We start from the raw sequence: 12,047 nt of genomic DNA, 5'->3' as shown, positions 1-12,047 counted from the left end.
GCGCCATTCCGCACGCGGACACTACGGCCAAATGGCCATCCGGTGCCTTCGTCCCTGACGGGTCGAGGGTACGTCCGCGGAGGCTCAACCGGAGAATACCAAGTGGCTCTTCCCGATTATTCCATGCGTCAGCTCCTCGAAGCTGGCGTGCATTTTGGCCATCAGTCTCACCGCTGGAACCCCAAGATGGCGCCGTTCATCTTCGGCGTTCGCAACAACATCCACATCCTGGATCTGTCGCAGACTGTGCCCGCGCTGCACCGCGCCCTGCAGGCCGTCTCCGACACCGTCGCCCAGGGTGGCCGCGTGCTGTTCGTCGGCACCAAGCGTCAGGCGTCCGAGCAGGTGGCCGATGCCGCCCGTCGCTCCGCCCAGTATTATGTGAACTCCCGCTGGCTGGGCGGCATGCTCACCAACTGGAAGACCATCTCCAACTCCATCGCCCGGCTGAAGAAGCTGGAAGAGATGCTGTCGGGTCCCGAGCAGGGCTCCGGCTACACCAAGAAGGAGCGCCTGACGCTGTCCCGTGAAAAGGACAAGCTGGAACGCGCCCTCGGTGGTATCCGCGACATGGGCGGCCTGCCCGACCTGCTGTTCGTGATCGACACGAACAAGGAAGACATCGCCGTGAAGGAGGCCCAGCGCCTCGGCATTCCGGTGGCCGCCATCCTCGACACCAATTCCGACCCGGACGGCATCGCCTTCCCGGTTCCGGGCAATGATGACGCGGGCCGCGCCATCCAGCTCTATTGCGACCTCGTCGCCCGCGCCGCCATCGACGGCATCGGCCGTGGCCACACCGATCTCGGCGTGGACATGGGCGAGACCGACGCGCCGCTGGTGGAAGAGCTGCCCATCGAAGCGAGCATCTGGTCCACCTTCGAGCCCCTGTCGGGCCCGCGCGGCGTGGCCGACGACCTGAAGAAGCTGGTGGGCGTGAGCCCCGAGATCGAGCAGAAGCTCAACGATCTCGGCGTGTTCCACCTCACCCAGATCGCCGGTCTCGATGCCATGGATGCGCACCGCATCGGCGAAGAAGTGGGTCTCCCGGGCCGTGTCGACGGCTGGGTCTCCCAGGCTAAGGAGCTCTCCGCCGAGGTGGAGTGATCCCGTCCTAAACTGAAGAACTTTGGGTTCAGGGGCATTGCCCCGACGGCCGGCTCGGGATCCCCCTGGCCGGCCGTGGCTTGAGAAGAAGAGGAAGCAGAGCATGGCCGCGATCAGTGCAGCGCTCGTGAAAGAACTCCGCGACAAGACCGGCGCCGGCATGATGGACTGCAAGGCAGCGCTGACCGAGACCAATGGCGACATCGAGGCCGGCATCGACTGGCTGCGCAAGAAGGGTCTCGCCAAGGCCGCCAAGAAGGCCGGTCGCATCGCCGCCGAAGGTCTGGTTGCCGTTGAATCGTCCGGTCACTACGCCGCCGCCATCGAAGTGAATGCCGAGACCGACTTCGTGGCCCGCAATGCGGACTTCCAGGCGTTCGTGCGCGAAGCCGCCAAGGTGGCGCTGAACACCGATGGTTCCGTGGAAGCGGTGGCCGCCGCCCATTTCCCCGGTGAAAGCGTCACCGTCGCCGACAAGCTGGCGACCCTGATCGCCACCATCGGCGAGAACATGACCCTGCGTCGCTCCGCCAAGCTCAGCGTCGAGCATGGCGTCATCGCCAGCTATGTGCACGGCGCGGTGATCGAGGGCCAGGGCCGCATCGGCGTGCTGGTGGCGCTGGAATCCAAGGGCGACGTGGACAAGCTGTCCACCCTCGGCCGGCAGATCGCCATGCATGTGGCGGCGCTGAACCCGCTGGCGCTGGACGCTTCCGGCATCGACGAGGCCACCATCGCCCGCGAGAAGGCCATCCTGCTGGAGAAGCATCAGGGCAAGCCCGCCAACGTGCAGGACAAGATCGCCGAAAGCGGCATCAAGACCTTCTTCAAGGAAGTCACCCTGCTGGAGCAGCCCTTCGTGCATGACGGCTCCAAGACCGTCGCGCAGGTGCTGAAGGAGAACGAAGGTTCGGTGGGCGCGCCCATCGTGCTGAAGGGCTTTGTGCGCTATGCGCTCGGCGAGGGCATCGAGAAGGAAGAGACGGACTTCGCCGCTGAAGTCGCCGCTGCGGCCGGTCAGTCCTGACCGCGCGCGGAGGGGATGCGGCCATGCCGGACCTTCCCTATCCACGCATCCTGGTCAAGGTCTCGGGAGAGGCCTTGATGGGGTCCGAACCGTTCGGCCTGCATCCGCCGACGGTGGCCCGCATTGCCCGTGAACTCGTTGCCGCGCGTGCGCTCGGCTGCGAGGTCGCGGTGGTGGTGGGCGGTGGCAACATCCTGCGCGGCGCGCGGGTGGCGGGCGAGGATCTCGACCGCTCCACCGCCGACCACATGGGCATGCTGGCCACGGTGATGAACTGCCTGGCATTGGAAGCGGCGATCGAAAAGGCCGGCGAGCCGGCCCGCACCTTGTCCGCCATTCCCATGCCGACCGTGTGCGAGCCCTATGCGCGCCAGCCGGCCATGCGGCATCTGCGGCGCGGCCGCGTGGTGCTGTTGGCCGGTGGCACCGGCAATCCCTACTTCACCACCGATACCGGAGCGGTGTTGCGGGCGGCGGAGCTGGATTGCGACGCGGTACTGAAGGCGACGACGGTGGATGGCGTCTATAGCGCCGACCCGAAGCTCGATCCCAATGCGACCCGTTACGAACGCCTCACCCACGACCAGGCGCTGGCCTATGACCTCAAGGTCATGGACGCAGCCGCGTTCGCCCTGGCCCGTGAGGCGGCGCTGCCCATCATCGTGTTCTCGATCCGCGAGCCGGGCGCCATCGTGGCGGCGGCGAAGGGCGAGGGACGCGTGACGGTGGTCTCGCCCTAGCGATAGGGCCCAATTTGCCCCGTGCGGTATCGCCGCGCGGGGCGGATCTCACCGCAATACGTGTCCTGCCGGCTATGCCGGGTTCCGCACGTGCGCTGCGGCGGGTCGGAAAATTTAAACGCGGCTTTCAAGGCCTGCGCGCGGTTGTGCCGAAGCTCGATGGTGGAACTGTCGCGCCGGCTCTTGACAGAAGCGCCCTCAGCGAACCATTCCAACCCGTTGGAGCTCGGCACGCTTGGCGCTGAGCGTCGGCGGCGGATATACCAGCGTGCGCGGCCCCGCTGCGGCGCGAGGATGAACTTTAGAGGACAGCCATGAGCACCGAGCCCTTCGACATTGCCGACATCAAGCGCCGCATGACCGGCGCGGTTGCATCGCTGAAGACCGAGCTTGGTGGCTTGCGCACGGGGCGGGCCTCCGCCAGCCTGCTGGAGCCCATCCATGTGGATGCCTATGGCACCCATCTGCCCCTGAGCCAGGTGGCCACCGTCTCGGTGCCGGAAGCCCGGCTGCTGTCGGTGCAGGTGTGGGATCGCGGGATGGTCAGCGCGGTTGAACGTGCCATCCGCGACAGCAATCTGGGCCTCAACCCCAACACCGAAGGCCAGGTTCTGCGCATCCGCATTCCGGAACTGAACCAGGAGCGCCGCCAGGAGCTGGTCAAGGTCGCCCATAAATATGCGGAAGCGGCCAAGGTCTCCGTGCGCCATGTGCGCCGTGACGGCATGGACCATCTGAAGAAGCTCGAGAAGGACAGCGCCATCAGCGCCGACGATCTCGAGCGCCTGTCCAAGGACGTCCAGAAGGCCACCGACGAAACCATCGCCGAGGTGGACCTGACCCTGGCGCACAAGGAAAAAGAAATCCTCTCGGTCTGAGAGGCGCCGCGGTTGACGGGGGAGCGGGCCATGTCCAGAGGAGATGGCGTCCGGGACGGTGTGTTGGACAAGGGGGCTGCGCCACATCTGGCGGGCATCCCGGTTCACGTCGGCATCATCATGGACGGCAACGGGCGATGGGCCACCGCGCGGAACCTGCCGCGGGTGGAGGGCCATCGGCGTGGCGTGGAGGCCTTGCGCCGCTGCGTGCGCGCCGCGCGCGAGATCGGCATCCGCTATCTCACGATCTACAGCTTCTCCAGCGAGAACTGGTCGCGCCCGGTGGGCGAGGTCTCCGAGTTGCTGGGCCTGCTGCGCCGCTTCCTGCGCCATGATCTGGCCGAGCTGCATTCCGCCAACGTGCGGGTGCGGATCATCGGCCAGCGCGCCTCCCTGGCACGCGACCTGTGCCTGTTGCTGGATGAAGCCGAAGCCCTCACCCGGGACAATACCGGCCTGACCCTGGTGGTGGCGTTCAACTATGGCAGCCGCCAGGAGATCGCCGATGCGGCGGCGAAGCTGGCCGCGGACGCGGTGGCTGGCCTCGTGAAGCCGGAGGACATCACGCCGGACCTGCTGGAAAGCCGGCTGTCCACCGCCGGGATCCCGGATCCCGATCTGATTATTCGCACCAGCGGCGAGCAGCGGCTCTCCAACTTCCTGCTGTGGCAGGCGGCCTATGCCGAACTGGTGTTCCTGCCGATCTATTGGCCCGAGTTTGACCATGCGGCGCTCTTGAGCGCGGTGCAGGAATATGCCCGGCGGGACCGTCGGTTCGGCGGCGTCGCCGCCCGCACCGGCAGCTGACCCGTGGCGGTTGGTCGGGATCTGAAGCCGCGCACCTTTTCCGCCCTGATCCTGGCGCCGGTGGCGCTTGCCGTCACCTATTTCGGTGGCATCCCGTTCCTGGTGCTCTGGGTGCTGGCCGGCTTCGGCGTGCTGTGGGAATGGGCGGGCGTCGCCCGGATTCTGCCGCGGGTCCGCTTCCTGGTGGCCGGCGGCCTGGTGCTGCTGGCGGAAGGCGTGCTGCTGGCGCTGGGGCATACCGCAGCGTTGGGGGCGGTCCTGGTGCTTGGAGCGGTGATCTGCTCCATCCTGGCAAAGGGCGGTCCGGTGCCGCGCGGCTGGTCGGCGCTGGGCCTGCTCTGCGCCACCGCGGTGGCGATTCCCGTCGTGATTCTGCGCGGCGACGACCGACTGGGCCTGCTTTGCATCCTGTTCCTGTTCGCGGTGGTCTGGGGCACCGACATCGCCGCCTATTTCACCGGCCGGGCGCTGGGCGGCCCGAAGCTGTGGCCGCGCCTTTCGCCGAACAAGACCTGGTCCGGCTCCCTGGGCGGGACGCTGATCGGCACGCTGGCCGGCGTGGCGGTGGCCATGGCCGGGGGGCTTCTGTTCACGCCGGCCCTGGTGGTGATCGGGCTGGCGCTCAGCGTCGTGGCGCAGTCGGGCGATCTGGCCGAGTCCGCCTTCAAGCGCGTGTTCGGCGTCAAGGATGCCGGCTGGCTGATTCCCGGCCATGGCGGCATCCTCGACCGGCTGGACGGCTTTGCCGCCGCGGCGGTGCTGGCCCTGGCCATTGCCCTGGTGCGAGGTGGCGCGAGCCCCGCGGCTGGGCTGCTCCTGTGGTAAGGCTAAGGCCATGACGACTGTTTCGATCCTGGGTGCCACCGGTTCCATCGGACGCAGCGCCGCCAAGGTGCTGGCCGAGGCCGGCCCGCGCTTTCGCGTGGAGGCCGTGGCCGGTGGGCGCGACCCGCTGGCGTTGGCGGAGCTGGCCATTGCGCTGGGCGCGCGGTTTGCCGCCATTGCCGATCCGAGCGCGGGGCCGCGCCTGAAAGAGCGGCTGGCGGGCACAGGTATTGCCAGCGGCGCCGGTCGCGAGGCGGTGCTGGAAGCGGCCGCCCGCGAGGCCGATATCGTCATCGCCGGCATTTCCGGCATTGCCGGGCTGGAGGCTACGGTCGCCGCCTTTGGCGCCGGCCGGCGCATCGGCGTCGCCAACAAGGAATGCCTGGTGGCGGCCGGAGCCTTCTTCATGGCCGAAGCGGCGCGCACCGGCACCGAGCTGTTCCCGGTGGACTCTGAACATAACGCCGTGTTCCAGGCGTTGGCCTGCGGACCGCGGGCGGCGGTGGAGCAGGTGGTCATCACCGCCTCCGGTGGCCCCTTCCGCACCGTGGCCCGCGATGTGATCGCCCGCGCGACGCCCGCGGACGCCCTGAAGCACCCCAATTGGTCCATGGGCGCCAAGATCACCATCGATTCCGCGACCCTGATGAACAAGGGACTGGAGCTGATCGAGGCCCACCATCTGTTTGCGGTGCCCCCCGGGCAGCTGGACGTGGTGGTCCATCCCGAATCCATCATCCACGGCATGGTGTCCTATGTGGACGGCTCGGTGGTGGCGGTGCTGGCCATGCCGGACATGGCGCTGCCCATCGCCCATTGCCTGGGCTATCCGGACCGGCTGCCCACCACCTGCCGCCGCCTCGATCTGGTGACGCTGGGGCGCCTGACCTTCGAGGCCCCCGACCTGGAGCGCTTTGCCTGCCTGCGGCTGGCCCGCGCGGCATTGGCGGAGGGCGGCGCCGCCACCACCGTGCTGAATGCGGCCAATGAGGTGGCCGTGGCCGCATTCCTGGAAGGGCGGATCGGATTTTTCGACATCGCCGCGGCGGTGGAGGAGACCTTGGGCCGGAGCCCGCAGGGGAGGGCGCCCGATTCTGTCGCCGAGGCGCTGGCCGTTGATGCGGCGGCCCGGCGCATTGCCGTTTCCCTCTTGCCTAAGTTCGCCGCAAAGGCATCCTAAGCGTATGCATCGCCGTGCGGGTGGCGGCTGGTCGGTCCCGAGGGGACCGATCGCTCGCCTGCGGCATCAGCGGGACGCAGCCGATGCGGAAGGTTCGCATGGGCGGGATATCCCGTGATCGAGGAAGAAACGATGGATGTGTTGTCGGGACTGGGTTCTTGGGGGCATTCGCTGCTGAGTTATGTGATTCCCTTCCTCTTCGTTCTGACCATCGTGGTGTTCTTCCACGAGCTGGGGCACTTCTGGGTGGCGCGGCGCGCGGGCGTGCGGGTTCTCACCTTTTCCCTCGGCTTCGGGCCGGAACTGTTCGGCTTCAATGACAAGCACGGCACCCGCTGGCGTCTGGCCGCGGTGCCGCTGGGCGGCTATGTGAAGTTCTTCGGCGACGAGGATGCCGCCAGCACGCCCGATCCCGCCAAGCTTGCCCACATGACGGAGGCCGAGCGCCGCCAGAGCTTCTTCTACCAGCCCCTGCGCTGGCGGGCGGCCATTGTGGCGGCCGGGCCGATCGCCAATTTCATCCTCGCAATCGTCATCTTCTCCCTGGTGTTCATGGTGTTCGGCCGGCAGGTCAGCACCCCGCGGGTGGACCAGGTGGCGGCGGGCAGTGCCGCGGAGCAGGGCGGATTCAAGCCCGGCGACCTGGTGACGCAGATCAACGGCGCCGCCGTGGAGAGCTTTGCCGACATGCAGCGCATCGTCGGCGCGCACGCGGGCAGCAAGCTGACCTTCACCGTGGACCGGGGCGGCGTGCCGGTGGATCTCAGCGCCACGCCGGAGCTGCGGGAAGTGAAGGACGCCTTCGGCAACGTCCATAAGATGGGCATGCTGGGGATTTCCCGCTCGCTGGCCGCCGCCGACGTGGTGACCCGCCGTTATGGCCCGGTGGAAGCGGTGACCATGGGCGCGCAGGAGACCTGGTTCGTGGTGGCGCGCACCTTCGACTATCTGGGCGGCCTCATCGCGGGGAGAGAATCGGCTGACCAACTGGGCGGCCCGATCCGGATTGCCCAGGTTTCCGGGCAGGTGGCGACGTTCGGCTTCGGGGCTCTGCTGTCTTTGGCCGCAGTTCTCTCGGTTTCGATCGGTCTTCTTAACCTCTTTCCCATCCCGCTCTTGGATGGCGGGCACTTGTTGTTCTACGCTGTAGAGGCAGTCCGCGGGCATCCTCTCAGCGCGCGGACGCAGGACATCGGTTTTCGCATTGGCCTCGCCATCGTTTTGATGCTGATGGTGTTTGCGACCTGGAACGACGTGGTTCACATCGCCACGATGTAAGGCTTTTACGCCGCACCTCGTGGCGTGGGAGCAACGGTCGCGGGAAAAGCGGAAGCTGCTGTAGGGACAGGCGTTTGCACTGCAGGGAAAAGCCTGTACAAGCGCCTCGAAGGTGGAGAATCCAGGGGGCTCGCCTCCTGGGTCGAGAACAACAATTCAAGGTTGCGCGCCATATGACTGCTCCGGCTCGGGTGTTAGTAAAACTGGCCGCCGTCCTCGGCTTCGCTCTTGCGACCGCTGTGACGACGACCGCCGGGTCGATGGTGACCGCCGTCCCGGCAATGGCGCAGTCGGCGTCGATCGTGGTGCAAGGCAATCGGCGTGTGGATGCCGATACCATCCGCTCTTATTTCAATTTGAAGCCGGGCGAGTCCCTGACCTCCGCAAAGATCGATGATGGTCTGAAGGCGCTGTATGCGACCGGGCTGTTTGCGGATGTGCGGGTCTCGAACCAGGGTGGCCGCACGGTTGTCACCGTGGTCGAGAACGAGGTGATCAATAAGATCGCCTTCGAGGGCAACAAGAAGGTCAAGGACGAGCAGCTCCTCGGAGAAATCCAGTCGAAGGAGCGCGGTCCGCTCTCCAAGGCCGTGGTGCAAGCCGATACGCAGCGCATTGTGGACGTCTATCGCCGCACCGGCCGTAGCGATGTGAGGGTCAATCCCGTCACCATCGATCGCGGCAATGGCCGTGTGGATCTGGTGTTCGAGGTGACAGAGGGCGAGAAGACCGGCGTCAAGGACATCAAGTTCGTTGGCAATAAGGCGTTCTCGGACTGGAAGCTCAAGGACATCATTTCGACGACCACCACCAACTGGCTGTCGTTCCTGAAGTCCACCGACGTCTATGATCCGGACCGCGTCAATTCCGACCAGGAACTGCTGCGTCGCTGGTATCTGAAGAATGGTTATGCCGACTTCCGCATCGTGTCGGCTTCGGCCGAGCTGGATCCGGCTGGCGGCGGCTTTGTGATCACCATCGTTCTCGACGAAGGTGCGCAGTACCGCTTCGGTAAGGTCGACGTGGTGTCCAACATCCGCGACGTTCCGGCGGCCAGCCTGCGCAATGCCCTGCGCATGAGCGACGGCCAAGTCTACAACGCCGAGCTGGTGGAAAAGTCGGTCGAGAACCTGACCATCGAAGTGGCGAAGAGCGGCTATGCCTTCGCCCAGGTGCGTCCGCGCGGCGATCGTGACTTCGAAACCAAGCGCATCAATGTCACCTTCGTGGTGGAAGAAGGCCCGCGGGTCTACGTTGAGCGCATCGAGATCCGGGGCAACACCCGGACCCGCGACTGGGTCATCCGGCGTGAGTTCGATATCGGCGAAGGTGATGCGTACAATCGCGTCCTGGTGGATCGCGCCGAGCGCCGCCTGAAGAACCTCGGCTATTTCAAGAGCATCAAGATCACCAACGAGCCCGGCTCCGCTCCGGATCGCGTGATCCTGCTGGTGAACGTGGAAGATCAGCCCACCGGCGAGTTCTCGGTGTCCGGTGGCTATTCCACCTCGGACGGCTTCATCGGCGAAGTCTCGCTGGGTGAGAAGAACTTCCTCGGACGGGGCCAGTATGTGCGGCTGTCCGGCACCTTTGGTCAGTACACCCAGGGCGCGGAATTCTCCTTCACCGAGCCTTACTTCCTCGGGTATCGGCTGGCTGCCGGCTTCGATCTCTACTGGAAAGAGACCAGCGCCAACAGCTACACCGCCTATGACAGCCAGACCGTGGGTGGTGGTATCCGCTTCGGCCTGCCCATCACGGACGAGGTTACCCTGGCCCTGCGCTACAACCTCTACCAGCGCGAGTTGAGCCTCGATAACTGCACCAATGTTTATGGCGCCTCGATCACTGCGAACAATTGCGGTGTGTCTTGGGCGGTCATCGAAGCAGTGCAGCAGGGCGCCACGATCACGTCGGTGGCGGGCTATACGCTCTCCTTCAACGGTCTGGACAGCAATCAGAGCCCGACGTCCGGCATGTATGCCGAACTCAAGCAGGACTTTGCTGGCCTTGGTGGCGACGTGCAGTTCATCCGCACCACGGGTGACGTGCGCTACTACTATCCCATCATCAGCGACTGGGTGCTGATGCTGCGCGGTCAGGCGGGTTATGTCTCTTCCTGGGGCGACAGCGACCTGCTGATCATGGATAACTTCTTCATGGGTCCCAATCTCGTGCGCGGCTTTGCCCCGTCCGGCATCGGCCCGCGGGATCTGGCCAGCTACAATCAGGATGCGCTCGGTGGAACCACCTACTGGGGTGTGTCCGCGGAAGTTCAGTTCCCGCTTTCCTTCCTGCCGAAGGATGTGGGGATGAAGGGCGCCTTCTTCTTCGATGCCGGCTCGCTCTACAATTATACCGGAGCGACCACCTTCTCCACCGCTGGCACCGCGAACAGCACGAACTGCGCCGCTTACGGCAAGACGCAGAATGCCACCGGCGCCATCTGCGTGGCCGACGACAATGTCATCCGCTCGTCGGTGGGTGCGAGCTTGATCTGGCAGTCGCCGTTCGGACCGCTGCGCTTCGACTATGCCTGGGCGTTGTCTGAGGCGTCCTACGACAATCTGCAGGCCTTCCGCTTCTCCGGCGGCACCAAGTTCTAGTCGCCGTCCCTTCTTATCCGGGCGCCGCCGGCATTCGCCGCGCGGCGCCCGAACCTTGTCTGGATCATGAGCGAGCCCGCCTTCTTCCCCCTCCCGTCCCCGCTCTCTCTCGCGGAGGTCGCGGCCTTGAGCGGGGCCCGCCTGCTGCATGAAGGCCAGGCCGACGGCCGCCAGGTGCACGGGGTCGGGCCGCTGGCCGATGCCGGCCCCACCGACCTCGCCTTTTTCGACAGCCCCCGCTATGTGGACGCCTTCCGCGCCTCCCGCGCCGGAGCCTGCATCACCACCGAGAAATTGGCGTCCGATGCGCCCGCGGGCATGGCGGTGTTCATCGCCGCTCGTCCCGCGCATGCCTTTGTTGCGGTGACGCGCACCTTGTTTCCGCAGGCCTTGCGCCCGCAGCCGATCTTCGGCCACAGCGGCATCACGCCCGGTGCCTTCATTCATCCCACCGCGCGGTTGGAAGATGGTGTGACGGTCGATCCCGGCGCCGTCATCGGCCCGCATACGGAAATCGGCTCCGGCAGCGTGATCTGCGCCAATGCGGTGATCGGCCCGCAGGTGCGGATCGGCCGCGACTGCACCATCGGTCCCGGCGCCAGCGTGCTATATGCCCTGCTGGGCAATCGCGTCATCATCCATGGCGGGGCGCGGATCGGACAGGATGGGTTCGGGTTCCAGCCCGGTGCCGGCGGACACCTCAAGGTGCCGCAGATCGGCCGCGTGGTGATTCAGGATGACGTGGAGATCGGCGCCAATTCGAGCATCGACCGCGGCGCTCTGCGCGATACCATCATCGGCGAGGGCAGCAAGATCGATAATCTGGTCCAGATCGCCCACAACGTGGTGATCGGCCGCCATTGCATCGTGGTCTCGCAGACCGGCATTTCCGGCAGCACCACCCTGGGCGACTATGTGATGCTCGGCGGGCAGGTGGGGATCGTGGGGCACGTCACCATCGGCGAGGGGGCGCAGATCGCCGCCTCCAGCAATGTGCGGGGCGACGTGCCGCCGGGCGTGCGCTGGGGCGGCTCGCCGGCCAAGCCGGTGCGCGAGTGGTTCCGCGAAGTGACAACCTTGAAGAAGCTCGCCGAAGCGGGGACGCGTTCCGGCGCCGCACGGGGCGGAGATGAGGCATGACCAGCGAAACCAAGTCCCTCTGCAGCATTGATATCCTGAAGATCCTGGCCCTGCTGCCCCATCGCTATCCGTTCCTGATGGTGGATCGGATCGAGCAGATTGATGCCGATCTCAGCTGCGTCGGCTATAAGAATGTGTCGGCCAACGAGCCGCACTTCCAAGGGCATTTCCCGAACAATCCGGTCATGCCCGGCGTGCTGATCATCGAGGGCATGGCCCAGACCGCCGGTGCCATCTGCATTCTCAACAAGGCGACGCCCGATAAGCCGTCGTTGGTCTATTTCATGACCATCGACGAAGCCAAGTTCCGCCGCCCGGTCCGTCCGGGGGATGTGCTCGAATATCACATGACCCGGATCGCAAAGCGCCGGAACATGTGGTGGTATCAGGGTGAGGCCAAGGTGGCCGGGGAAGTGGTGGCGCAGGCGCGCGTGGGCGCCATGATCGCCGAGGAGTGAG

11 protein-coding genes are annotated in these 12,047 nt (G+C 65.9%); all 11 read left to right on the top strand.

Features of this window, described 5'->3' with window-relative positions:
- Positions 1-102 precede the first annotated feature (102 nt).
- Complete coding sequence (locus AAG816_RS04920) at positions 103-1,107, top strand: 30S ribosomal protein S2 (RefSeq protein ID WP_341988420.1); 1,005 nt, start codon at positions 103-105, stop codon at positions 1,105-1,107.
- A gap of 103 nt (positions 1,108-1,210) precedes the next feature.
- Positions 1,211-2,134 carry a translation elongation factor Ts gene (gene tsf, locus AAG816_RS04915; protein WP_341988419.1) on the top strand — a complete coding sequence of 308 codons (924 nt, stop codon included), beginning with the start codon at positions 1,211-1,213 and terminating at the stop codon, positions 2,132-2,134.
- 23 nt (positions 2,135-2,157) lie between these two features.
- The gene (gene pyrH, locus AAG816_RS04910; protein ID WP_341988418.1) at positions 2,158-2,874 is read left to right on the top strand and encodes a UMP kinase; all 717 of its coding nucleotides are present in this window, start codon (positions 2,158-2,160) and stop codon (positions 2,872-2,874) included.
- A gap of 314 nt (positions 2,875-3,188) precedes the next feature.
- Complete coding sequence (gene frr / locus AAG816_RS04905; protein ID WP_341988417.1) at positions 3,189-3,752, top strand: ribosome recycling factor; 564 nt, start codon at positions 3,189-3,191, stop codon at positions 3,750-3,752.
- 30 nt (positions 3,753-3,782) lie between these two features.
- Complete coding sequence (locus AAG816_RS04900; RefSeq protein WP_341988416.1) at positions 3,783-4,559, top strand: isoprenyl transferase; 777 nt, start codon at positions 3,783-3,785, stop codon at positions 4,557-4,559.
- Between the two features lie 3 nt (positions 4,560-4,562).
- Positions 4,563-5,384: a phosphatidate cytidylyltransferase gene (locus AAG816_RS04895; protein ID WP_341988415.1), complete on the top strand. Its 822-nt coding sequence runs from the start codon at positions 4,563-4,565 to the stop codon at positions 5,382-5,384.
- Between the two features lie 10 nt (positions 5,385-5,394).
- The gene (gene dxr / locus AAG816_RS04890) at positions 5,395-6,564 is read left to right on the top strand and encodes a 1-deoxy-D-xylulose-5-phosphate reductoisomerase (protein WP_341988414.1); all 1,170 of its coding nucleotides are present in this window, start codon (positions 5,395-5,397) and stop codon (positions 6,562-6,564) included.
- A gap of 132 nt (positions 6,565-6,696) precedes the next feature.
- Complete coding sequence (gene rseP, locus AAG816_RS04885) at positions 6,697-7,842, top strand: RIP metalloprotease RseP (RefSeq protein ID WP_341988538.1); 1,146 nt, start codon at positions 6,697-6,699, stop codon at positions 7,840-7,842.
- A 173-nt stretch (positions 7,843-8,015) separates the two neighbouring features.
- Positions 8,016-10,448 carry an outer membrane protein assembly factor BamA gene (bamA, locus tag AAG816_RS04880; protein WP_341988413.1) on the top strand — a complete coding sequence of 811 codons (2,433 nt, stop codon included), beginning with the start codon at positions 8,016-8,018 and terminating at the stop codon, positions 10,446-10,448.
- 66 nt (positions 10,449-10,514) lie between these two features.
- Positions 10,515-11,588 (top strand): UDP-3-O-(3-hydroxymyristoyl)glucosamine N-acyltransferase, encoded by a 1,074-nt coding sequence (lpxD, locus tag AAG816_RS04875; protein WP_341988412.1) that lies wholly within the window; start codon positions 10,515-10,517, stop codon positions 11,586-11,588.
- Positions 11,585-12,046, top strand: a complete 462-nt coding sequence (fabZ, locus tag AAG816_RS04870) for a 3-hydroxyacyl-ACP dehydratase FabZ (RefSeq protein ID WP_341988411.1) — start codon at positions 11,585-11,587, stop codon at positions 12,044-12,046. Before lpxD ends, fabZ begins: the two co-directional genes overlap by 4 nt.
- Position 12,047 lies beyond the last annotated feature (1 nt).

It is taken from the genome of Azorhizobium sp. AG788 (assembly GCF_943371865.1).
In the GTDB taxonomy this organism is placed as follows: Bacteria; Pseudomonadota; Alphaproteobacteria; order Rhizobiales; family Xanthobacteraceae; genus Azorhizobium.
Note: the sequence above shows the minus strand (reverse complement) of the source record. Positions and strands in the feature narration are given on the sequence as shown.

Excerpts from the sequence above, each read along its gene's own strand:
- tsf (WP_341988419.1), top strand. The coding sequence starts at position 1,211 with ATGGCCGCGATCAGTGCAGCGCTCGTGAAAGAACTCCGCGACAAGACC.
- pyrH (WP_341988418.1), top strand. The coding sequence starts at position 2,158 with ATGCCGGACCTTCCCTATCCACGCATCCTGGTCAAGGTCTCGGGAGAG.
- frr (WP_341988417.1), top strand. The coding sequence starts at position 3,189 with ATGAGCACCGAGCCCTTCGACATTGCCGACATCAAGCGCCGCATGACC.
- AAG816_RS04900 (WP_341988416.1), top strand. The coding sequence starts at position 3,783 with ATGTCCAGAGGAGATGGCGTCCGGGACGGTGTGTTGGACAAGGGGGCT.
- dxr (WP_341988414.1), top strand. The coding sequence starts at position 5,395 with ATGACGACTGTTTCGATCCTGGGTGCCACCGGTTCCATCGGACGCAGC.
- rseP (WP_341988538.1), top strand. The coding sequence starts at position 6,697 with ATGGATGTGTTGTCGGGACTGGGTTCTTGGGGGCATTCGCTGCTGAGT.
- bamA (WP_341988413.1), top strand. The coding sequence starts at position 8,016 with ATGACTGCTCCGGCTCGGGTGTTAGTAAAACTGGCCGCCGTCCTCGGC.
- lpxD (WP_341988412.1), top strand. The coding sequence starts at position 10,515 with ATGAGCGAGCCCGCCTTCTTCCCCCTCCCGTCCCCGCTCTCTCTCGCG.
- fabZ (WP_341988411.1), top strand. The coding sequence starts at position 11,585 with ATGACCAGCGAAACCAAGTCCCTCTGCAGCATTGATATCCTGAAGATC.